The organism is Sulfitobacter aestuariivivens, from assembly GCF_014763045.1.
GTDB lineage: Bacteria > Pseudomonadota > Alphaproteobacteria > Rhodobacterales > Rhodobacteraceae > Sulfitobacter > Sulfitobacter aestuariivivens.
The window spans coordinates 1,185,813-1,206,383 of the sequence record NZ_JACTAG010000002.1 but is presented as its reverse complement, the minus strand read 5'-3'; the positions used below and the strand labels follow the sequence as shown (position 1 = coordinate 1,206,383).

Genomic DNA, 20,571 nt, shown 5'->3' with positions numbered 1-20,571 from the left:
GGGCAGAGCTTTAACACCCCTTGGGGACAAGCACATTGTCGAAGATGGCGCAAAGCCCAGCAAGGTCACTCAGCGGCAGCACGGCGCTGACAAACTGATCAGGCCGCAGCACCAGCAGCACACCTTTCTTGCGGTCAATGCCTCGCAGATCATAGATGTCCGGGGTGGTCGGGCAGAAAACCTTCTCATAGTCGATCAAACCGTGTTTTCCTTTGCGCGGCAAAAGCAACGTCGGAAGAGCTTCAAGTCGCTTGTCGCGATGACTGTGCGGATAGACGACCCGCACATCGATCACACTGTCGATATCCACACCTTTGCCTGTAAAGCGGCGCAGGGGGCTTTTCGGATCGTCGGCCAAAAAAGTGCAAAGATCATCAATCGCCGTGTCATCCTGGCCACCAAACGCCAGAATGCGCCACCGTCCGTCTGCGGCAAACATGTGTCCCAGATGCACCCGTTTTGCATCGCCCAGACGGATCACTGGCGCCGAATGAAATCGCATACCAACAATCTGACCGCTGGCCAAAGCCTGATGAGTGGCGGGCCCTGTCAGGGCCGAAGCGTCATACCGCGTCGCGACCCCAGCCGTATAACGACCGTGTTTCTTGAAATAGCGCTGAAACTGTGCCGTCTCTTCGCTATCCCTCGGTTTCGCACTAAAAAGCCGCGCCATATCGCGGTCAAAATCAATCAGTTCCTTCGCTTTCGCCTGCCGCTCCGCTGAATAGCTCCGCAAAAGCGCCGGTTCCGCCTGCCCCCGCAACACATGTGCCAGCTTCCAGCCCAGATTGAAGGTGTCGGCCATCGACACATTCATCCCCTGCCCAGCTTTCGGGCTGTGGGTGTGGCATGCGTCGCCCGCGATGAACACGCGCGGGTCAGCCACATCCGATGCATCATCAAACCGATCACAGACGCGCTGTCCGATCTCATATGCAGAGCACCAGACCACCTCTTTGACCTCTAATACATAAGGCGCAAGGATCGCTTGTGCCTTTGCGATCAACATCTCGGCGGTGACATTACGATCCGCAGCGCGTTCGTCGCCCTGCAATTCGTCCAGCTCAATGTACATACGCACCATATAGCCGCCCTCGCGCGGGATGATCAGAATGCTGCCCTCCCCCGCAGACTGGATCGCACACTTCAGCCGAATGTCCGGAAAATCCGTGACCACCAGAACGTCCATCACGCCCCAAAGTTGCCGGGCTGAGGCGCCTTGCAACGTCAGCCCCATCGCGGTCCGCACGGTCGACCTCGCTCCATCGCAGCCCACAAGATAGCGCGCGTGAATCGTTTCCGGCCCGTCAGGCGTGTCAAATCGCGCCGTAATGGGATGATCGGGATCGTCTGTATAGGACACATCGCACAGATCATAGGCATAGTCCGGCACCAGCCGTCGGGGTGATTGCGCCATGCGCTCCAGAAAGAAATCGTGCAACCGTGCTTGTGACAGGATCACATGCGGCATTTCGGACAAGTCATCCTCAACGTCCTGAATACGCTCAGCACGGGTCAGCCCCTCACCTTCCTCACCGGGTCGCCAGAAGGCTACCTCGTTCACGTGATATGCCTCTTTCACGACCTTTTCTGCAAAACCGAAGGCCGCGAACATCTCGAGCGACCGGCAGGCCAGCCCGTCGGCCTGTCCCATGATCAACGGCCCCGTTTTGCGTTCAGTGATGCGGGTCGTTATGTCCCGAAACGCCGCCAATTGCGTGGCCAGCGTCAGCCCCGCAGGTCCACACCCGATGATCAGCACATCCACGGCATCTGACACATCGGTCGCCCCGTCTGCCTCAGGCGCACGCGCAGGATCGCCGGGGGTAAAACCGTTCAGATGATATTGCATCACTCAACCCGCCTCATGGGGAGGTTCAAGGCCCAGCGTCGCATTCAGGTTCGCCCAGGTGACCGCCTCAAACCGGTCCGGCCAGTCGACGCCCCAGGCCAGCGCCATTCTGCGAGCCAGTGGCAGATAGACCCGCGCATAAGCCATATGTCCGGTAATCATCGCTTCCTTTTGCGCCACAGGCGGTGGCATCTTCGTTAGGGTTTCACGCTGCGCGGGCGTGATCAGCCGATTAAGATGAAGTGCACCACCGCGATGCTGCGGGGCGGCCTCGGCAATCATCAAATCCACCAGTAGATTACGAAGATGAAACACGCCCAACACCCCGTTGATGTACTCTTTGCGCCCGACAGCAAGCGGCAACAGCCCAAGAATGCGGATGAATTCCTCGACCTGATAGCGGAAATAGGCCGGGTTTGGCTGTGCTGGCTGTGTCTCGACCGGCAAATCATGGAAAAGCCCATCATGATCGAACAGCACCTGAACAGCGTCCTGCCGAAGCCCGCCCAAACTATCTGGCTTCAGGATGACGACGTCGACCCGCGTCCAATCGGCGGTGATGGCATTGATCAGTCCAGGACGCGTATTGCGATCCCACCAGAGCACGATCTCACCCACCTGTTCGACGGCCTTGCGCCACGCCGCCGCCAATGCGTCGCTCGCGCCGCCTTCAGCGATAAGCGTAAAGTCGATGTCGCTGTAGGCATCTTCCAGCCCTGTCCCATAGCTGCCGCTGAGATAAAGCGCTCGGACCCCCGGAACCGCGCGCAAGGCGGCGGCGATGCTATCGATAGCCTCTTTGTGGGACATGGGACACCTTTCACACGCGCCGCTTCAATTGGCATTTTACATGGACCAAACACCCATGCAATTCTGAACCGATCAGGGAGGACACATGAAAACCCAGGTGGCCATCATTGGCGGAGGACCATCCGGTTTGCTTTTGGCACAACTCCTGCACGTGCGCGGCATCGAAAGCGTCGTGCTGGAACGCAAGACCAAAGACTATGTGCTTGCGCGTATCCGCGCTGGCGTTTTGGAACGCGGACTGCTGGATCTGATGCGTGAAGCGGGTGTGGCCGACCGAATGGAAACCGAAGGCATCCCCCACGGCGGTACCCTGATCTCCTATGGCGAAGAGATGTTCCGCGTTGATTTTACCAAGCACACAGGCCACGCGGTGATGGTCTACGGCCAAACCGAAGTCACCCGTGACCTCTACGCCGCGCGCGAAGCAGCGGACGGCAAGATCGAATTCAACGTCGAAGATGTAGTGATCCACGACGCCAAATCGGATGCGCCATATGTCACCTACAGCGTCGACGGGGACCCGCATCGCATAGACTGCGATTTCATTGCAGGCTGCGACGGGTTTCACGGTGTCAGCCGCAACACCATGCCTGACAATGTGCGGCGCGAATACGAAAAGGTCTATCCTTTCGGCTGGCTGGGCATCCTGTCAGAAACCCCCCCGGTCAATCACGAGCTCATATACGCCAATTCGGCACGCGGATTTGCCCTGTGTTCCATGCGCAATGAAAACCTGAGCCGCTATTACATCCAATGTTCACTTTCAGACAGCCCCGGCGACTGGACCGACGCCGCCTTCTGGGCAGAACTCAAGCGCCGCATTCCCGCCGAACAGGCCGAGAAACTGATCACGGGCCCGTCGATTGAAAAATCCATCGCGCCGCTGCGTTCCTTTGTGACAGAACCAATGCAATGGGGCCGTCTGTTCCTGTGTGGCGATGCCGCACATATCGTACCACCCACAGGGGCCAAAGGGCTCAACACCGCTGCGTCAGATGTGCACTACCTCTACAATGCGTTGCGTGCGCACTACGAAAAGGGCTCTGATACAGGGCTAGAATGTTATTCCACACAAGCGCTTGCGCGGGTCTGGAAGGCTGAGCGCTTTTCGTGGTGGTTTTCATCGCTGATGCACCGCTATCCTGACCAGACAACATTCGATCACCGCATTCAGGTGGCCGAGCTGGAATTCCTGCGCAGCAACGACTCCGCGCAACAGGCAATGGCTGAAAACTATGTGGGCCTGCCCTACTAAGGACGAATGATGACAGATCGCTTTGAGACCGGAATGAAAACGCGCCGCGCCGTGCTGGGGGATGCGCATGTGGATCGCGCCGAGGCAGCGAAAGTGGACTTTGACGCGCCCTTCCAGCAGATGATCACCGAAGGGGCTTGGGGCACGTTGTGGGCGGATGATGCAATCCCACAGCGCGAACGCTCCATGCTTACGCTGGCGCTACTGGCGGCTATGGGAAATTTTGACGAAATCCCGATGCACATCCGCGCCAGCGCCAATACCGGCGCCAGCGCGCAAGATGTACTGCAGGCCTTCATGCACGTGGCGGTCTATGCGGGCGTGCCAAAGGCCAATCACGCGATCAAACTTGCGAAACAAACCTACGCCGAAATGGGGGTGGAAATATGAGCCTGAAGCAAGGTGGCTATATCCCCCGCGACCGTGGCTGGCAGCCCGATGCGTTTACGCCGCCCTATAAAACCTCTGTCAAACGCAGCCCGCAAGCAGCGCTCCTGTCCATGCCGACGACGCTGGGTGAAGAAACCGGGCCCGTCTTTGGACACGACATCATCGGTGCCATGGACAACGACCTGATCCACAACTTCGCGGCCGATGGACAGTCAGCCATCGGTCCGCGCATCATCGTGCATGGTGTTGTGAAGGATGAATCCGGCCGACCTGTACCCGGCGCGCTGATCGAAGTTTGGCAGGCTAACGCGGGCGGGCGATACCGGCACAAGAAAGAGGGCTATTTAGGCGCGCTGGATCCAAATTTCGGCGGCTGCGGTCGGGCGATCACCGATGAAACCGGCCACTACGAATTTCGCAGCATTCAGCCCGGTCCCTACCCCTGGCCCAACGGGCTGAATGACTGGCGACCCGCGCATATCCACTTCTCTATCTTTGGCCTTGGCTTTGCCCAACGGCTGATCACACAGATGTATTTCGAAGGCGATCCGCATATCCCGCTCTGCCCCATCGTCGGCGTGCTGAAATCCCAAGAGGCCTTCGATGCATTGACCGCGCCACTAGACATGAACCGGACCGTGCCGATGGATGCCCGCGCTTTCAAATTCGACATCACCCTGCGTGGTCGCAGGCAAACGTATTTTGAAAACCGACCGGAGGGCCTGTGATGCCGCAAGTCCTGCACAATCTTCGCGAAACTCCCAGCCAAACGGCGGGGCCATACGTTCACATCGGCTGCACACCCAATTTCACCGGCATCGACATCTATGGAGGCGATCTGGGAAAATGCATGAAGACCGGCCCCGTGAAGGGGCAGGAAATTACGATCAAGGGAACGGTCTTTGACGGCACGGGCACCCCCTTGCGGGACGCCATGATCGAGATCTGGCAGGCCGATGCCGAGGGTCTCTTTAATTCACCTGAAGAAACGCGGGGGGATGCAGATCCGAATTTCACCGGCTGGGGCCGTTCGCCCGGCGACATGGAGACAGGCGAGTTCATCTTTGAAACGGTCAAACCCGGCGCAGTGCCCTTCCCCGATGGCCGTTTGCAGGCCCCTCATATCACCTTTTGGGTGGTGGCGCGCGGCATCAACATCGGATTGCACACCCGTCTCTATTTCGAGGATGAGGCCGACGCCAACGCCGCCGATCCCATCCTGACACGGATCGAGCACCAAAACCGCATCCCGACGTTGCTTGCCAAATCTGAAGGAAGCGGCACCTATCGTTTCGACATACACCTGCAGGGCGCAGGCGAGACGATCTTTTTCGACATTTAGAAAGGACGATCCCATGTCCAACCCATGCATCCTTTGCTGTGCCATTACCGGGTCGGTGCCAACCAAGGCAGACAATCCCGCGGTACCAATCTCCGTCTCTGAACAGGTCGAAAGCAGCCATGCGGCTGTTGAAGCGGGCGCGTCAATTATCCATGCGCACGTGCGCAACGCTGACGGCACGCCGTCGTCTGACCCTGACAAATTTGCCGCGCTGAAAGAGGGATTGGAAAAACACTGCCCCGGCGTGATCATCCAGTTCTCGACAGGCGGGCGGTCGGGCGCAGGGCAGGCACGTGGCGGTATGCTGCCCCTGCGGCCTGACATGGCATCGCTGTCTGTGGGATCAAACAACTTCCCGACGCGCGTCTATGAGAACCCGCCTGATCTGGTAGCGTGGCTCTCGTCGGAAATGCAAACCTATGAAGTCACGCCCGAAATCGAGGCCTTTGACCTCAGTCACATCCTTCAAGCCATCTGGTTAAGCAGCGAACGCAAGCTCTACGGCAATCTATACGTACAATTTGTCATGGGCGTGAAGAACGCGATGTTCGCGGACCGTGAAGTGTTCGATTTCTACGTCCAGATCATGAAAACCCGCGCGCCTGATGCCCAATGGTGCGCGGCTGGCATCGGACCAAATCAGATCATCGTCAACGAATGGGCCATCGCTGCAGGCGGTCACACCCGTGCCGGGCTCGAGGATAACGTTCGGCTGGATCGGGCCACGCTGGCGCCCTCGAATGCAGCATTGATCGCCCGTGCCGCAAAGCTATGCGAAAAATACGAACGTCCCGTGGCCACGCCTGCACAGGCTCGCAGTGTCCTCGGGCTGAGGGCGGCCTGAGCCATGGCGCGATATGCCGTGACGGGCGTCGCCAGTGGCATCGGCGCCGCACTTGCGGGTCTGCTCAAAGAACGCGGGCATCAGGTTGTCGGGTTCGATGTCCGGGAAACTTCCGACAACGTCGATCAGTTCATTCCTCTTGACCTCAACGACCTCCCGGCAATCGCAAAGGCGGCTGCACAAGTAGAAGGCCCATTGGATGGACTTTGCAACAACGCGGGCCTGCCACCGCGCACAGGGTTGGAGGCGCAGATACTGCAGGTCAACTTTCTGGGTCAACGTAGCTTTACTCAGGCAATGCTTCCGCACCTCACGCAGGGGAGCGCCATCGTCAACATGGCCAGCCGCGCGGGCCACAAATGGCGCGAAAACGTAGACCAGATAAAACGCCTTGGCGCGCTGCGGGGATCCAGTGATCTGGCGGCATTCATCGACAATGAAGACATCAACCATGTCCGGGCGTACGACCTCAGCAAAGAGGCGATGATCCTTTGGACCATGGCCGAAACCGAAGGCCTGTTCGCCCGCGACCTGCGTATGATATCCCTTTCACCCGGCGGCGTATCCACCGGCATCCTTGCCGATTTCGCCCGCGCGTTCGGCGATCGCATGGCCAAAAACGTCGCCCGGACAGGCCGTCCCGGAAATGCCATCGAAGTCGCCCGCGTCGCTGCCTTTGCCCTGTCGCCCGACAGCAACTGGATGAAGGGCGAAGACATCGCCATAGACGGCGGCATGGGCGCGTTCAATGCATCCGACACATTGGGGCTGTCAGCGCTGCGCCTGACTTAGCTTGGTATCGACTGCGCATTAGGGCCAGGACCCAAGGATTTCCGGGAAGTGGCATGATTTACGGTTCGAAAGTGTTCCTTTCAGCAATCGTACCCAGCACGTTGTTCAACGCTTGCTAAGAATTTTTCAGCGCAGCTCCTCTCTTAAAGCTTCCCTGCATTCATGCAGCCTTAAGCCCAGCTTCAATCGCTGATAGGATTCCGTCAATATCGGCCTCCGATATGATCAGAGCCGGCGACAGGATCATATTCGGCCCTGAGATCCGCGCCATCGCTCCGGCGTCGAACATGGCGTTCTGGATGCGTCCAGCGGACTGCGCGTCCAGCGGTGCCTTGGTCGCGCGGTCGCTCACGAATTCAATTCCCGTCATCAGACCTTCGCCCCCACGGACGTCTCCAATGACATCGTACTTGTCTTTCAGGGCAAGCACGCCATGAAAGAGCTGCGTGCCCCGCTCCGCAGCATTCGCAACCACATTCAATCTTTGGGTTTCCTTGATGCAGGCAATCGCAGCGGCCGCGCCTGTGGGATGACCCGAATAGGTATAGCCAGACGCAACGTTGGCCTTGCCAGTTTCGTCGTTCTCAAACACCTCGGCCACGTGATCCGCGATCATGCAGGCCCCGAAAGGAAAATAGCCGTTGGTGATCGCCTTGGCGGTTGCCATCAGGTCGGGCCGCACGCCCCAATGGCGTGACCCCGACCAGCTGCCTGTGCGACCGAAAGCCGTCACAACCTCGTCCGCAATCAGCAATATTCCGTTTCGCGAACAGATGTCCCGCACGCCCGGCATAAAGGTGGGGTGCGGCACAATCACTCCGCCCGCACCCATCACAGGCTCCATTACAAAGGCCGCAATGGTGTGCGCACCCTGAAAAGCGATCTCATCTTCGAGCGCCGCCAGGCACAACTGCGCCAGGGTCTCCGGATCTCTTTCCCCAAATGAATTGCGGTAGGCATATGGTGCAGGGACATGATGACAGCCAGGCAGCATCGGTTCGTACTGTGCACGAAAGTTAGCATTACCGTTTACCGAAGCACCGCCCATATGTGTGCCGTGATAGCCTTTTTTGAGCGACAGGTATTTGACCCTACCCGCCTCGCCCCTGATCTTGTGATATTGCCGCGCAAGACGCATTGCGATCTCGATGCTATCGCTGCCGCCTGAGGTAAAGAACGCCCGGCTCAGCCCATCGGGCTCAAAGAATTCGCGCAGCATCCAGCTCAGCTCAATCACCGCATCATTGCTGGTACCGCGGAAGGTCGAGTAGTACGGCAACGCCTCTAGCTGATCAGCGATGGCCTGTTTGATCGGCGCGCAGGAATAGCCAAGATTGACGTTCCACAAACCGCCAATGGCATCGATAACCTCTGTGCCGTCGATATCCGTGATCCGAACACCTGACGCAGCCTTGATGATGCGCGGCGGATTGGCGAGGCTGTCGGCAGGATGACACATCGGGTGCCACATATGCCGGGCATTGTTTTCCTTTAGGAAGTTTTCGTCTTTCATCCGGACATCCTTTCGCGACTTTCAACTGAACAATTTGGCGGGCGCAATTGACCGGTGGGAAAAGTTTCGAATGGTGATCACAAGCCCGGCAATGCACCGCATGCTTGCCAGATAGGTCATCAAGTGGCAAATAATTTGTACCATTGGTGACAATAATGAACCGAAAGCGAGCGACCTAACCCTTGCGTGCCGCGGTCAAAGCATTCCGCAAAACGTCCCGGTCGCCGATATGGTTGCACAACACAAGGATAAGCCGCGCATTCAACGCGTCGCTCTCGGATTTGCTGAGACCTTCATGCGCCTGCAGCAACTCATCGTAAAACCCGTCCGGGTCGGCGATGTTGGGTTCGAGATTTAGTGTCATTGCAACGCCCCTTTTCCAATCGCCCTGAGCAAGGCCGCCCGTACACCCTGTGCCGTGCTGCGTGTCCAGCGCGCGGCGATATGCTGATCCGGCCGAATGAGGTACAGCGCCTTTTCCGTTTCACCCAGATATCGTTTGACCAGCGCTCCGGTCGGATCGTGCGACTCTGTCCTCAGGGACAGCGTGCCTACCGGCACCCCGTCTACTTCGGTGATTTTGGGCGCCTCCGTATTGATCGCCATGATCATGAACTTCCCGGGCAACCGATCCAGCAGGAACCCCTCATCCAGTGGCGCATCCATACAGCTTGCCCCGGGCCGCGTCCCTTCGGGCAGTCCAGGCGCGTCGACGCCGTTAAGGGGCATATCGTCATACACGCAGGGCACGGATAGCCGGCCGGAATTTACCAAGGGGCGCGCGAAAGCATGCTGCCGCGCCAGATACAGCACCGCATTGCGGAAAATCTTGCTGGTCTCTGACTTGGGCGTCAGAAAATCCGTCGCGCGCGATGAATTGAGGATGTTTTCGTCCGCCCCATGCGCGCGTTCTGCCGAATAGCTGTCCAAAAGACTGTCAGGCGCCAAACCTTTGATCACCAGATCCAGCTTCCAGGCCAGATTGTCCGTATCCTGAATACCCGAATTTGCCCCGCGCGCGCCAAAGGGCGACACCTGATGCGCCGAATCCCCGGCAAAGATTACATTTCCGTGGCGAAACTCCTTCATGCGCCGGCATTGAAACGTGTAGATTGATGTCCACTCAAGCTCGTAGTCCACCCCGTCGCCCAGCATGGCATCAACCCGGGCACGTACGTTCGCCGGGTCCAGTTCCTTTTCGCGGTCGATGTCCCAACCAAGCTGAAAATCGATCCGCCAGATGTCATCCGGCTGCTTGTGTAAGAGCGCGGATTGCCCACTGTCCTTGAACGGTGGCTCGAACCAGAACCAGCGCTCGGTCGGAAAATCCGCCGTCATCTTGACATCGGCAATCAGGAAATTGTCCTCAAACACCCGCCCGTCAAAGCTGAGCCCCATCATATCGCGTATGGGCGACCGCGCCCCGTCACAGGCGACAAGCCAATCGGCCTCCAGCGTGTAGGGTCCGTCAGGCGTGTCGATCTCAAGCGTGACAAAGTCGCCATGCCGCTCCATGGCGGTCACGGCATTCTGTCCCCGGATTTCTATAGGCGCGCCCTGCGCCTGCGCATCGCGCACCGCGTCCACCAAAAATTTTTCAAAGTAGGGCTGTTGAAGGTTGATAAAGGCGGGCCGCTTGTGACCAGGCTCAGGCTGTAGATTGAATTCGAATACCCGATCCGGGCCATGAAACACTTTGCCTACATTCCACTGAACACCCTTGTCGACCATTGCGTCGCCCGCACCCAGCCGGTCGGCTATCTCAAGCGTGCGTTTGGCAAAACAGATCGCGCGGCTGCCTTGCCCGACCCCTTCGTGATCGTCCAATACCAGAACCGGCGTGCCCTTGCGCCCCAGATCAAGCGCGCAGGCCATGCCAATTGGCCCTCCGCCAACAATCACCACCGGGTGTCGCTGTGCCGTAGCTTCCTGTGCGGCAACCTTTTCGTAAGGATAAAGTTTGAACGCAATATCATAGCGCACATCAACCATGAGCGAACCTCCCTGAACGCATGAAGGTTGGTATAATGGTTGCTTTTGTAACTAACAAGCGAAGCGGTAGAACTTAGCCGCCGTATCATGAAACACCTGCGCGTGATCTGCGCGCGGCATTTGTGCTCGGACGAAAGCCAGCAAATCGGGGTAGGTCAGATGCAGACTGTCGACCGGGAAGTTGCTGGAGAACATCACCCGAGAGGCACCAAAAAGCTGCAGCGCGCGCTGGGTCAATTGCGCGGGGACAGACCCCAGATCGCTGCCAAAGTACATGGCATAGCCGCCCAGTTTGACATGCACATGTGGCAGTGCCGCCAATGCGGTCATGCCGTCTTCCCATCGCTGCAGCCCTGCATCAGAGGCATCATAAGGGCTGCCCAGATGGTCGATGACTGCGGGGACAGCCGGATGTTGCGCCAGAAACTCCGCTGCCTGTTGCATCTGTTCAGGGTAAAGCTGCACATCAAAGCTAAGCCCTGCATCTGCCAGTATTGCGAAATTCGCGCGCCATGTCAGGTCCTCCAGTAGATTGGCTGAAGCAAAGCTGATGTCAGGCCTGTCCGGCAGATGCGAAATGATCTGCCGAACCCCGCGCAGATTCGGATAGGCCTGATGACATTTGATCGTCTCGGCAACTTCCGACCGGCTGAGGTCAGCGAACCCGACGATCATGATCGGATGTCCGGCCGTGTTGCTGATCCCCTGAATGAACGCCGTCTCGGCCGCTGGATCGGAAATCTTGGGGTCACATTGTACATGCACGGACCCAGCCAACCGATCTGGCGCTGGTTCGGCCAAAAATTCCGGCAGCAGATAGTCCCGCTGAATGGGCGTCGGATCGCCAAACGGCTTGGGCGCGCCGATGTCGCGTAGCCAGACATAGCCGACAGTGCCGGGATCGGATTGAGGCGCCCAAAGGTGATGATGCGCATCTATGATTTTTTCTGTCGTCATCACCACTCCGCCAGTGCCTGCGCGACGCGGTCCAGTCCTTTGCGCAGATTGACGCCCGCCCCACCGCCCACGCCCAAACGGATATGCCCCGGCTGATCGTACGCACTGCCCGGTAACAAAAAGGTGCGGTAAGGATCGGCCAGCACTCGTTTGGCAAAGGCATCGCTGTCGATCCCCGCTGGCAGCCGCCCCAACCCAATAAGCCCAGCCTTTGGTGCAACCCAGCTTAGCATTGCCTGCTCTGCCACCCATTCATTCATCTGAGCCAGGTTTGCGGCCCCCTCGCGTCGCGCCTTATCGATAGCCGCGCGATACCTGTCAGGGCGCAAGGCGATCTCGGCAATAGTCTCGCCCATTATATTCATGATCTCGCTGCTGTTCTCGCGCAGAATGACTGCATCCATGATCAACTCTGGATCAGGGCAAATCAACCAACCCGTCCGCAGCCCCTGCAGCCCAAGCGCCTTGCTGACTGACCCTGTGCTGATGCCGCGTGCATAATGGCCGGCCACCGATGGCGCACGCGGTGCCCCCCACTCCAGCCCCGCGTAAACTTCATCCACCAATAGCCATGCGCCGACACGATCCGCACAGCGCACCAGCTCAGCCAGATCATCTGCCCCCAGCAAATCCCCGGTAGGGTTGTTCGGATTGCTCAGAAAGATCATTCGTGTCTTGTCACTGACAGCCGCTGCCACCGCATCCAATGGCAATCGCCAATCGTCAGCTTCGGACCTTGCGACTTTCACCACCTTTGCGCCGATCGCCTTGGCCAACACCTCTGCCTGCGGCCAACCTGGTGTCTCAATGACAATCTCGTCTCCGGGCTGCAACAACTGCATGATCACGAGATAATTTGCCTCTGCCGCTCCCGCTGTGATCAACACATCCGCCGAAGTGCATAGGCCGGTTAGCCCCGCCTGAGCCAGCACATTTTCGCGCAACTCTGGCAGGCCACGAAAGTCCCGGTTGTTCCAATCCAGTGACAAGTCCGGATCAAGATCATCCAGATAATCCCCTAACGTAGGCGAGCCAGACAACGAAAACCCTACTATCGCCTCTGGTGCGGCATCCGTCGTTTCCAACAGATACTGAAACAACGTGTGTATCTTGACTTTCATGGCCCATCCCGTCTGCTTGGTCCCATGAAAAGCCAGATCACCCTGAAGGGCAAACCGAAACGCCTTGCCGTGCTAGATTACGGACTATTCGAAGTCCACGCAGGCCCGCGCACCATCGGCATCTGCGGCTTTGTCATAGAGACGGATGCAGACGAGGTCGTCCTGATCGATACCGGCTTTCCCGCCAAGTATGCGGACAACGCTAATGCCGCGACCGCAGAGGATGACCTTGGCAGTTTTGGGCGCGTCCTGTCCGTAACGCACACCAACCTGCCTGCCGCGCAACTGGCCAAGTTGGATCTGACCAAACGCGATGTAACCCTGATGATCCAAAGCCACACGCACATCGACCACATTGGCGATATGGCCGGCTTTCCCGGTATACCAATTCTGATCGCGGCCGCAGAACGCGCCCTGCCGCGCCCGCTGTACTGGTCTGGCAAACAACCCATGGCCTGGCCGAGGGCGCAATATCATCTGATCGACCAAGACTGCACCATCGGCCCCAACTTTGAAGTGTTGCTTTGCCCGGGTCATGCACCGGGACAACTGGCCTTTATGGTCAGACTTCCGCAAACGGGGTGGGTGCTGTTGACCTCAGATGCCATAAGCCGCGCGTCTGAAGTGGAAGAGAAATTCGTAGGCTCGTGGGACGTCGCACAGGCAATCCATCACGGTGACCGCCTGCTGAAACTGGCTGCAGAACGGGACGCGCTGATCATCTACGGCCACAGTCCCGAACAATGGCCAGATCTAAGGAAAGCGCCACTGTTTTTTGCGTGATCCGATCTCTCTTACCGTACATCCCGCCCTTGATTCAGAATGATCACATTCCCGCTGGATACATCCCCGGCAGACGACACCAGAAAGCCGACCCAATCAGCGATCTCGCTTGGCTGCATTGCGCGTCCGTGTGGCATCTGCGCAATCGCCTCTTCCAAAACCTCTTTGCTGACCACACCAAATAAGGGCGTTTCCGTCATCGCAGGTGCTATCGAATTGACCGCGATCTTGGCACGCGCATACCGCCGCGCCAGATCCTTGGTCAGCGTGTCCAGCGCCGCCTTGGACGCCCGGTAATGCGGCGGGTCGAAGGCATCGAAATTATACGCCCCGTTCGACGAGATATTGACGATCTTGCGCACACCGTCGCGCCCCGCCATCAGCTTGATCGCCGCCTGACAACAATGAAACGCGCCCGAGAAATTCAATGCCATCTGCCGCTCGAACTCGTCTTCCGGAATATCCGGGAACTCGGACATGAAACAAGTGCCCGCATTGTTCACCAAGGCATCGACCCCTCCAAAATCAGCCTCTATGCGGGCAAAAGCCACCCCGATCGCACGGGCGTCGGTCAAATCCATGGGAATTCCCACGAACCCCTCCGACTTTTCCATCTCAGCCAATCCGTCGCTGTCGATGTCCAGCCCGATCACTTGCATCCCGTCCCGCATCAGTCGCGCAACAATCGCGCGGCCCATGCCACCTGCGGCCCCTGTGACCACTGCAACCTTCTGCATCGCTGCCTCCTTATCAGATGTGGTCATCCCCGCATGACCTGAGATATATGTAGATGCACATAATCTTTGCCGCAAGGACACCCGATGCCGATCCGCCCTGCCCGCCGTATCACCGACACCTCGCCCAAGAACTTCGGCATGTTCGCCAAGGCCGTGGGGATGAAGGGTGATCTGATCCACCTCGAGTTGGGCATGCCCGCCGAAGACACGCCTCAACACATCAAGGACGCCACCGTCGCTGCACTTCAGGTTGGGGCGGTGCATTACTCTGACCTGCAAGGTCTGCCCGACCTGCGCGCCGCCATCGCGGACACGCTCCAAAAACGTGGCATGGACACCACCGCCGCCGAGGTCATCGTCACCAACGGGCTCACCCAGGCCTCGTTTGCGGCTTTCATGGCCTTTCTGGACACAGGTGACGCCTGCCTGCTGCTTGCCCCCTATTACCCGCAACATATCGGAAAGGCAGAGCTTGCAGGAGCCCGCGTGCAAGTTGCCCCCTTGGACGCTGCAAACAACTTTGCGATCAATCCCGACCTGATCGCCCCGCACATCACACCGCAAACCCGCGCCATCGCCCTGATCAACCCATGTAATCCCACGGGGCGCATTTATAGCCGCCACGAATTGGAAGCGCTCGCCGATCTGGCGATCAAACACGACCTGCTGGTCTTTTCTGATGAGGTCTACGCCGACATCACCTACGACGGCGCGGACCATATCCCCATCGCCACCCTGCCCGGCATGAAGCAACGTACCATCACCATGGGCGCCTTTACCAAGGCCTACGCCATGGACGGCTGGCGTCTGGGTTACCTCGCTGCCGATGCCAGCCTCATCGGCCCCTGCATGAAAATCCACACAAGCGAAGTCACACACGTCAATACATTTATTCAACACGGTGGCATCGCAGCCCTGCAAGGTGACCCGTCAATCCTGCAAGGCATGGTTGACCGCGACCGCACCCGCCGCGACCTCGTTGTGACAAGGCTCAACCAAATGCCCGGTGTGACCTGCGCAGATGTCCAAGGCACAATCTATGCTTTCCCTAACATCACTGCGACCGGCCTCAGTGCACAGGAATGCGCCGACCGCCTGCTCGCAGAAACCGGCGTGGTCGTCGAAGCAGGCAGCTTCTACGGTGACGCCGGCGAAGGCCATCTGCGCATCTGCTTTGGCTGCGCGGAACTGGATGTGCTGGAAGAGGCCATGATCCGCCTGCAGCGCTTCTTCAACGACCTGTCGCAGCCATAGGGCACCACACTTTGGTCTTTCACCCATTTGAAAATACCTCTGCGCCCACGCCGCCCAGCGCGAATTGCTCAAAGGATCTCACGCAATCCTGCAAACAATCGCTCTACATGCGCGGGATCAGTCATTGCCCCCGGCGAGACCCGCAAAAGACGACCTCGCGCATCGACAAAAACCCCGCGTCCGCGCAACCCGTTCACAACCGCTGCGCTATCTGCGTGTGCAGGCAATTCCAACATGACCGATCCGCCACGCTGATTTTCGGCCAATGGCGTTGCAAGATGCAGGCCTGCCCGCCCCGCCTCCTCAATCACTTGCGCCGTCAGCGCGCGATTTTGGGTCAACAAATGACTCTGGTTGGCGTGCCATTCCAGAGCGGGCACCGATCCGACACACGCCAGCACCGACGGCGTGCCATGCTCAAATCGACGCGCGTCCGGGGCATATTCAAACGCGTCCAGATCCCACGAAAACGGGTCAGGCTGCGAAAACCAGCCTCGCAGCTCTGGTCTGACGTCATCGATCAAGCCCTCCCGCATTTGAATGATCCCTGCACCGGGGGTCCCACAAAGCCATTTGAGCGACGTAGAGACGACGAAATCCACCGGGGTATTTACCAGCGAAAACGGAATGATCCCGACCCCTTGGGTCAGATCCACACCCACGAATGATCCCATGCGCTGACCGTGTTGGACAAGCGCATCAAGATCACTCCGATGCGAAGAAGTGGAGGTCACGAACGTGAGCAAGGCCAGCCCAACATCCTCGCCCCAGGCTGCGAGCATGTCCTCATCCTGCACCCAGAACTCACCCTGCCGCACAGGTACGGTCTCCAATGTATACCCCAATCGGGGCGCCATCCCGTTGAGAAGAAAATGCAGCGACGGGAAACAATCAGCGGCCACCAGCACGCGTTTACCTTTTAGACGATTTGCAGGCAGCCCACCCAAAACGGAAAAAAGTGCCGTGGTCACATTCTCCGCACTCGTCAACGTGCCTTCTGGCGCGTCGATCAAAGCACGCCAGAGCGTCAGAAACCGCTCCCGCTCGGCCAGAACCCTCGGCCATTGCGCATCGTCCATCGCGCCCCAGATATCCGAAAACTGCGACAAGGCCGATGCCATTTCTGCCGCCTTGCCAGGATATTGACCGATTGAATGATAAAGAAAGTAAGCCGGGCTCAGCGTCAAGGTCGGTCTCATGCGACTACACCTGACGTGCGACTACAGGAAGGCATCTGTTCATGTGCGGTACATAACATTCGGACAGGAATCGATCCAGCAACCGCGTCAATTTTGTTCAGGTGGTTTTGGAAACTGAACTTTTTGAGCGCCAAGAGATAATCAAGCAGGTCCGACAAGCTCTTCAGTCCCAGACCTGATAGGGATCCGGCAAGGGGATCGCCTGCAAGAGTGCGCGGGTATAAGACGCCTTCGGTGCCTCGAAAAGAGCCTCGGTCGGTGCCTCCTCAACGATTTTGCCTTGATCAAGCACGATGATCCGACTGCACAAACGCCTGATCACCGACAGGTCGTGGCTTATGAAAGCCAGTGTCAGCCCCAATTCGCGCACCAGATCTTCGAGCAGGTTCAGAACCTGCGCCTGCGAGGACACATCCAACCCCGACACGATCTCGTCTGCGAGGATGAAATCGGGGCGCAGCGCAATCGCCCGCGCGATCCCGACCCGCTGGCGCTGGCCACCTGACAACTCATGAGGATATCGGCTCGCGAAACTGCGCGGCAGGCCGACCATCTCAAGCGCATCGTCGACCTTTCCGGCGGTCTCCATCCCGTGCAGCCGCAAGGGCCCCGCAATGATCCCGCCGACCCGGCGCCGCGGGTTGAGTGAAGACATGGGATCCTGAAAAATCATCTGGAATCGCCGGCGCATCGGGCGAAGCTGATCTTCGATCAGGTGCGAAACATCTGTCCCGTCAAATACAATCTGTCCTGACGTCGGTTCAAGCAGCCGCAACATCGCGCGCCCAAGGGTCGACTTGCCAGAACCCGACCCCCCGACAATGCCAAGCACAGCCCCTTTCGGAACGTCGAAGGTCAGGCCCTTGAGAATGTGAATCCGCGGCGCAGCACCCACCAGTGGTTTGCGGGTCATGTCGGGCAGCGAAAGGTGTAGATCGGTCACCTGATACATCATGCTTGCGCCCTCACATCATGCTGCGCGATCTCCAACTCCACCGCGTCAATGACGGTGTCCGGGACAGGCATCAGGCTGCCTTTGGGGTCGGTGTAGGTAGGCGTCGCTGCCAAAAGAGCGCGGGAATAGGCATGGATGGGGGACATGAAAAACCGTTGCATGCGCGCGTCTTCCACAACCTTGCCCGCATAAAGCACGGATAGGCTGTCGCAGACCTTGGACACAACGCCAAGGTCGTGGGTAACGAACAGCAAGGCGGTTCCGTGGCGTTTCTGCATTTCCGCAATCAACCGCAGGATTTGCTTTTGCACGGTCACGTCCAACGCGGTTGTGGGCTCATCCGCAATAATCAGTTTGGGCTCTGCTGCAAAGGCCGATGCGATCAGGATGCGCTGGCGCATGCCGCCTGACAGTTCGTGCGGATAGCTCCGCATCACACGGGTCGGATCCGGAATGTGAACCTCATCCAGAAGCTCCAGCGCGCGGGCCTGTGCGTCCGCCCTGCGCCAACCCAGGATATCTACAAGGCGTCTCGTAATCTGGGGACCGATGCGTTTGCTGGGGTTTAGCGCGGTCAACGGGTCTTGGGGGATCAGCGCGGCGGTAGCGCCGATGCGTTTGCGCCGTTCAGCAGGCGGCAGCGTACCAATGTCGGTGCCATCCAGCATGATTGCACCACCTGTGATCTCAAGTGCGCGGGGCAATGTGCCCAGAACGGCCTTGCCGATCATCGATTTTCCGGCGCCGGATTCTCCGACAAGCCCATGAACCTGGCCGGCGGTTACATCCAATGATACCCGCCGCAGGATTGGCCCACCGCCCTTCAAACGCACATCTAGGTTTTTGATTTGAAGATAACTCATCTCAGCACCGGATCGAAACGGTCTTTCAACCCTTCGCCCAACTGGCTAAAGCTCAGAACGGTCAGAAAGAGCGTGATCAGCGGAAAGACCAGAACCCACCACGCCTGATGGACGCTGGTGCGGCCTTCGGCGATCATGCCCCCCCACGTGGGGCTGTCCGTGGAAATGGAGAGGTTCACGAAACTCAAAATCGCCTCAACAATGACGGCGATGCCCATTTCCAGTGTCAGCAATGCGACGATGGTCGGCAGGACGTTGGGCAGGATCTCAGTCAACATCGTGCCGAATTGCGTGCGACCGGCGACTTGGGCAGAGGCGACATAGTCCATCGCTCCCTGGCTCATCGCTTCGGCGCGAATGACGCGTGCAAAGCGGGTCCAGTCGATCACAACAATGGCGATGATGATCGAGATCAGGCCGGGGCCCAGAACTGCGATCAGCAGGATCGCGAACAAAACCGGGGGGAAGGCCATCCAGATATCGACAAAGCGGCTGATGATGCGGTCACACCAGCCGCGATAATAACCCGCGACCAGTCCAAGGGTGGCACCAATCAGGCACGTCAACGTGCCCGCGACCAAAGCCACGATCAGGGCCAATCGGGCACCGTAAAGTATACGGGACAGCACGTCGCGGCCCAATGAATCAGTGCCCAGGACATAACCCGGTTCAGTACCGTCTTCCCAAAACGGCGGCAGGCGGCCAAGAAACAGGTCCTGAGCCAAGGGATCATGCGGGGCGATGAGCGGGGCAAAGATAGCGGCCAATGCCAGCAAGCTCAGCCACCCGCCCGACAGCCACAACCGAAGCCCGATGGGCCGCCTCACTTCTGCCCGAGCGTCACGCATGACGCAGCCTTGGATTGAGAACAACATAAAGCATATCGACAGCCAGATTGATCAGCGTAAAGAGCAGGGCAAAGAGGATCACGATGCCCTGTATCAGCGGCAGATCCCGATTGATCACCGCATCAATCGCCATGTTGCCCAGTCCTTCGTAGCTGAACAGGCGTTCGATAATCACCGTACCGCCGATCAGAAACGTAAACTGCACGCCCACCAGCGTCAGCGTCGGCAGGATCGCGTTCGGCAATGCCTCGGACGTGATCACCTTGCCTTCGCCATAGCCCTTGGTGCGTGCAAGGGTCACGTAATCAAGATTCATGGTTTCTTTAAGGCTTTGCTTCAGAAGCTGCGCAATGATCGCGGCCAAAGGGATCGCCAGCGCGACAGCCGGCATGAACATATGACCGATCAGGTCAGCGATCACATCAAAACGCAGGCGCAGAATTGCCTCGAACAGATAGAAATTCGTCGTGAAATCAATGTCGAGAGAGGGAGAGATGCGCCCGGAGATATGAAAGATCGGCCAAAGCACCCCAAACAGTAAGATTAACACCAGTCCCCACAGAAAATCCGGGATCGACAATGCCATGCCAGCCGTAACATCAACCAGACCCTCGGTCTTGGTGTCGCGAAAGCGCGTGCCAAGCAGGGCCATAGTACCTCCAGCGATCACGGCAATCAGCAGCGCCACGATCGACAGCTCCAGCGTCGCTGGCAGGCGCGATAGAACAAGAGTTGAAACCGGCTGGCGTGTGGAAATAGACATGCCAAAATCGCCCTGCATGACCCCGCCCAGCCAGATCACAAATTGCTGGGGGATGGATTTATCGAAACCGTATTGTGTCTCTAACCTAAGGATATCGGCCTCTGTTGCCCCCGGGGGCAGCATCATCGCGATGGGGTTGCCCGGGACCACGCGGATCACCACAAAGACAATTACCGCCACGCCGAGAAGCGTGATCAGCGTGGTGATCAGCCGCAGAAGAACAGTGCGTAAAAGGGTCATAAGGGCTCGGACAAAAGGACGGGGCCAGCGTTTGCCAGCCCCGTCTGTTCAGCAAAAAAGG

General features: G+C 58.4%; 21 protein-coding genes. 8 read left to right on the top strand and 13 right to left on the bottom strand.

Features of this window, described 5'->3' with window-relative positions; genetic code table 11:
- Positions 1-10: 10 nt before the first annotated feature.
- Entirely contained in the window at positions 11-1,852 is a 1,842-nt protein-coding gene (locus H9Q16_RS15680) for an FAD-dependent monooxygenase (protein ID WP_191076356.1), read from the bottom strand.
- A gap of 3 nt (positions 1,853-1,855) precedes the next feature.
- Complete coding sequence (locus tag H9Q16_RS15675; RefSeq protein ID WP_191076355.1) at positions 1,856-2,662, bottom strand: nucleotidyltransferase domain-containing protein; 807 nt, start codon at positions 2,660-2,662, stop codon at positions 1,856-1,858.
- Between the two features lie 85 nt (positions 2,663-2,747).
- On the opposite strand from H9Q16_RS15675, the gene pobA reads away from it, so the two are divergent.
- Genes pobA through H9Q16_RS15645 form a run of 6 tightly spaced genes read left to right on the top strand, consistent with a single transcriptional unit; the run spans position 2,748 to position 7,285 of the window.
- Complete coding sequence (pobA, locus tag H9Q16_RS15670; RefSeq protein ID WP_191076354.1) at positions 2,748-3,917, top strand: 4-hydroxybenzoate 3-monooxygenase; 1,170 nt, start codon at positions 2,748-2,750, stop codon at positions 3,915-3,917.
- A 9-nt stretch (positions 3,918-3,926) separates the two neighbouring features.
- Positions 3,927-4,307 carry a 4-carboxymuconolactone decarboxylase gene (gene pcaC, locus H9Q16_RS15665; protein ID WP_191076353.1) on the top strand — a complete coding sequence of 127 codons (381 nt, stop codon included), beginning with the start codon at positions 3,927-3,929 and terminating at the stop codon, positions 4,305-4,307.
- Positions 4,304-5,035 carry a protocatechuate 3,4-dioxygenase subunit beta gene (gene pcaH / locus H9Q16_RS15660; protein ID WP_191076352.1) on the top strand — a complete coding sequence of 244 codons (732 nt, stop codon included), beginning with the start codon at positions 4,304-4,306 and terminating at the stop codon, positions 5,033-5,035. The genes pcaC and pcaH overlap by 4 nt, the downstream gene beginning before the upstream one ends.
- A complete protein-coding gene (pcaG, locus tag H9Q16_RS15655; RefSeq protein WP_191076351.1) occupies positions 5,035-5,649 on the top strand; it encodes a protocatechuate 3,4-dioxygenase subunit alpha in 615 nt (204 codons plus the stop codon). The genes pcaH and pcaG overlap by 1 nt, the downstream gene beginning before the upstream one ends.
- A gap of 13 nt (positions 5,650-5,662) precedes the next feature.
- Complete coding sequence (locus H9Q16_RS15650) at positions 5,663-6,493, top strand: 3-oxoadipate:acetyl-CoA acetyltransferase (protein ID WP_191076350.1); 831 nt, start codon at positions 5,663-5,665, stop codon at positions 6,491-6,493.
- A gap of 3 nt (positions 6,494-6,496) precedes the next feature.
- A complete protein-coding gene (locus H9Q16_RS15645; protein WP_191076349.1) occupies positions 6,497-7,285 on the top strand; it encodes an SDR family oxidoreductase in 789 nt (262 codons plus the stop codon).
- A gap of 160 nt (positions 7,286-7,445) precedes the next feature.
- Here H9Q16_RS15645 and H9Q16_RS15640 read toward each other — a convergent pair whose 3' ends face one another.
- The 5 genes from H9Q16_RS15640 to H9Q16_RS15620 all read right to left on the bottom strand — a co-directional run bounded on the left by H9Q16_RS15640 (position 7,446) and on the right by H9Q16_RS15620 (position 12,868).
- Positions 7,446-8,798 carry an aminotransferase class III-fold pyridoxal phosphate-dependent enzyme gene (locus H9Q16_RS15640; RefSeq protein WP_191076348.1) on the bottom strand — a complete coding sequence of 451 codons (1,353 nt, stop codon included), beginning with the start codon at positions 8,796-8,798 and terminating at the stop codon, positions 7,446-7,448.
- Positions 8,799-8,973: 175 nt separating this feature from the next.
- The gene (locus H9Q16_RS15635) at positions 8,974-9,162 is read right to left on the bottom strand and encodes a DUF2783 domain-containing protein (RefSeq protein WP_191076347.1); all 189 of its coding nucleotides are present in this window, start codon (positions 9,160-9,162) and stop codon (positions 8,974-8,976) included.
- Positions 9,159-10,790, bottom strand: coding sequence for an FAD-dependent oxidoreductase (locus tag H9Q16_RS15630; RefSeq protein WP_191076346.1), 1,632 nt, complete (start codon positions 10,788-10,790; stop codon positions 9,159-9,161). The genes H9Q16_RS15635 and H9Q16_RS15630 overlap by 4 nt, the downstream gene beginning before the upstream one ends.
- Positions 10,791-10,841: 51 nt before the next feature.
- Positions 10,842-11,747 carry an amidohydrolase family protein gene (locus tag H9Q16_RS15625; protein ID WP_191076345.1) on the bottom strand — a complete coding sequence of 302 codons (906 nt, stop codon included), beginning with the start codon at positions 11,745-11,747 and terminating at the stop codon, positions 10,842-10,844.
- The gene (locus tag H9Q16_RS15620; protein ID WP_191076344.1) at positions 11,747-12,868 is read right to left on the bottom strand and encodes an aminotransferase class I/II-fold pyridoxal phosphate-dependent enzyme; all 1,122 of its coding nucleotides are present in this window, start codon (positions 12,866-12,868) and stop codon (positions 11,747-11,749) included. The genes H9Q16_RS15625 and H9Q16_RS15620 overlap by 1 nt, the downstream gene beginning before the upstream one ends.
- A 24-nt stretch (positions 12,869-12,892) precedes the next feature.
- Here H9Q16_RS15620 and H9Q16_RS15615 point away from each other — a divergent pair, with 24 nt between their 5' ends.
- Entirely contained in the window at positions 12,893-13,651 is a 759-nt protein-coding gene (locus H9Q16_RS15615) for an MBL fold metallo-hydrolase (protein ID WP_191076343.1), read from the top strand.
- Positions 13,652-13,662: 11 nt separating this feature from the next.
- Here the strand turns inward: H9Q16_RS15615 and H9Q16_RS15610 are convergent, their stop codons facing one another.
- Positions 13,663-14,388 carry an SDR family NAD(P)-dependent oxidoreductase gene (locus H9Q16_RS15610; RefSeq protein ID WP_191076342.1) on the bottom strand — a complete coding sequence of 242 codons (726 nt, stop codon included), beginning with the start codon at positions 14,386-14,388 and terminating at the stop codon, positions 13,663-13,665.
- An 84-nt stretch (positions 14,389-14,472) separates the two neighbouring features.
- Between H9Q16_RS15610 and H9Q16_RS15605 the strand changes: the two genes are divergently transcribed.
- On the top strand, positions 14,473-15,642 hold the full coding sequence (locus tag H9Q16_RS15605) for a pyridoxal phosphate-dependent aminotransferase (RefSeq protein ID WP_191076341.1): 1,170 nt from the start codon (positions 14,473-14,475) through the stop codon (positions 15,640-15,642).
- Positions 15,643-15,710: 68 nt separating this feature from the next.
- Here H9Q16_RS15605 and H9Q16_RS15600 read toward each other — a convergent pair whose 3' ends face one another.
- The 5 genes from H9Q16_RS15600 to H9Q16_RS15580 all read right to left on the bottom strand — a co-directional run bounded on the left by H9Q16_RS15600 (position 15,711) and on the right by H9Q16_RS15580 (position 20,510).
- Positions 15,711-16,841, bottom strand: coding sequence for an aminotransferase class V-fold PLP-dependent enzyme (locus H9Q16_RS15600; protein ID WP_191076340.1), 1,131 nt, complete (start codon positions 16,839-16,841; stop codon positions 15,711-15,713).
- A 163-nt stretch (positions 16,842-17,004) separates the two neighbouring features.
- Positions 17,005-17,796 carry an ATP-binding cassette domain-containing protein gene (locus H9Q16_RS15595; RefSeq protein ID WP_246455772.1) on the bottom strand — a complete coding sequence of 264 codons (792 nt, stop codon included), beginning with the start codon at positions 17,794-17,796 and terminating at the stop codon, positions 17,005-17,007.
- A complete protein-coding gene (locus H9Q16_RS15590; RefSeq protein WP_191076339.1) occupies positions 17,793-18,659 on the bottom strand; it encodes an ABC transporter ATP-binding protein in 867 nt (288 codons plus the stop codon). The genes H9Q16_RS15595 and H9Q16_RS15590 overlap by 4 nt, the downstream gene beginning before the upstream one ends.
- Positions 18,656-19,507, bottom strand: coding sequence for an ABC transporter permease (locus H9Q16_RS15585; RefSeq protein ID WP_191076338.1), 852 nt, complete (start codon positions 19,505-19,507; stop codon positions 18,656-18,658). Before H9Q16_RS15585 ends, H9Q16_RS15590 begins: the two co-directional genes overlap by 4 nt.
- Entirely contained in the window at positions 19,500-20,510 is a 1,011-nt protein-coding gene (locus H9Q16_RS15580; protein WP_191076337.1) for an ABC transporter permease, read from the bottom strand. The genes H9Q16_RS15585 and H9Q16_RS15580 overlap by 8 nt, the downstream gene beginning before the upstream one ends.
- Between the last annotated feature and the right edge of the window lie 61 nt (positions 20,511-20,571).

Excerpts from the sequence above, each read along its gene's own strand:
- H9Q16_RS15680 (WP_191076356.1), bottom strand. The coding sequence starts at position 1,852 with ATGCAATATCATCTGAACGGTTTTACCCCCGGCGATCCTGCGCGTGCG.
- H9Q16_RS15675 (WP_191076355.1), bottom strand. The coding sequence starts at position 2,662 with ATGTCCCACAAAGAGGCTATCGATAGCATCGCCGCCGCCTTGCGCGCG.
- pobA (WP_191076354.1), top strand. The coding sequence starts at position 2,748 with ATGAAAACCCAGGTGGCCATCATTGGCGGAGGACCATCCGGTTTGCTT.
- pcaC (WP_191076353.1), top strand. The coding sequence starts at position 3,927 with ATGACAGATCGCTTTGAGACCGGAATGAAAACGCGCCGCGCCGTGCTG.
- pcaH (WP_191076352.1), top strand. The coding sequence starts at position 4,304 with ATGAGCCTGAAGCAAGGTGGCTATATCCCCCGCGACCGTGGCTGGCAG.
- pcaG (WP_191076351.1), top strand. The coding sequence starts at position 5,035 with ATGCCGCAAGTCCTGCACAATCTTCGCGAAACTCCCAGCCAAACGGCG.
- H9Q16_RS15650 (WP_191076350.1), top strand. The coding sequence starts at position 5,663 with ATGTCCAACCCATGCATCCTTTGCTGTGCCATTACCGGGTCGGTGCCA.
- H9Q16_RS15645 (WP_191076349.1), top strand. The coding sequence starts at position 6,497 with ATGGCGCGATATGCCGTGACGGGCGTCGCCAGTGGCATCGGCGCCGCA.
- H9Q16_RS15640 (WP_191076348.1), bottom strand. The coding sequence starts at position 8,798 with ATGAAAGACGAAAACTTCCTAAAGGAAAACAATGCCCGGCATATGTGG.
- H9Q16_RS15635 (WP_191076347.1), bottom strand. The coding sequence starts at position 9,162 with ATGACACTAAATCTCGAACCCAACATCGCCGACCCGGACGGGTTTTAC.
- H9Q16_RS15630 (WP_191076346.1), bottom strand. The coding sequence starts at position 10,790 with ATGGTTGATGTGCGCTATGATATTGCGTTCAAACTTTATCCTTACGAA.
- H9Q16_RS15625 (WP_191076345.1), bottom strand. The coding sequence starts at position 11,747 with ATGACGACAGAAAAAATCATAGATGCGCATCATCACCTTTGGGCGCCT.
- H9Q16_RS15620 (WP_191076344.1), bottom strand. The coding sequence starts at position 12,868 with ATGAAAGTCAAGATACACACGTTGTTTCAGTATCTGTTGGAAACGACG.
- H9Q16_RS15615 (WP_191076343.1), top strand. The coding sequence starts at position 12,893 with ATGAAAAGCCAGATCACCCTGAAGGGCAAACCGAAACGCCTTGCCGTG.
- H9Q16_RS15610 (WP_191076342.1), bottom strand. The coding sequence starts at position 14,388 with ATGCAGAAGGTTGCAGTGGTCACAGGGGCCGCAGGTGGCATGGGCCGC.
- H9Q16_RS15605 (WP_191076341.1), top strand. The coding sequence starts at position 14,473 with ATGCCGATCCGCCCTGCCCGCCGTATCACCGACACCTCGCCCAAGAAC.
- H9Q16_RS15600 (WP_191076340.1), bottom strand. The coding sequence starts at position 16,841 with ATGAGACCGACCTTGACGCTGAGCCCGGCTTACTTTCTTTATCATTCA.
- H9Q16_RS15595 (WP_246455772.1), bottom strand. The coding sequence starts at position 17,796 with ATGATGTATCAGGTGACCGATCTACACCTTTCGCTGCCCGACATGACC.
- H9Q16_RS15590 (WP_191076339.1), bottom strand. The coding sequence starts at position 18,659 with ATGAGTTATCTTCAAATCAAAAACCTAGATGTGCGTTTGAAGGGCGGT.
- H9Q16_RS15585 (WP_191076338.1), bottom strand. The coding sequence starts at position 19,507 with ATGCGTGACGCTCGGGCAGAAGTGAGGCGGCCCATCGGGCTTCGGTTG.
- H9Q16_RS15580 (WP_191076337.1), bottom strand. The coding sequence starts at position 20,510 with ATGACCCTTTTACGCACTGTTCTTCTGCGGCTGATCACCACGCTGATC.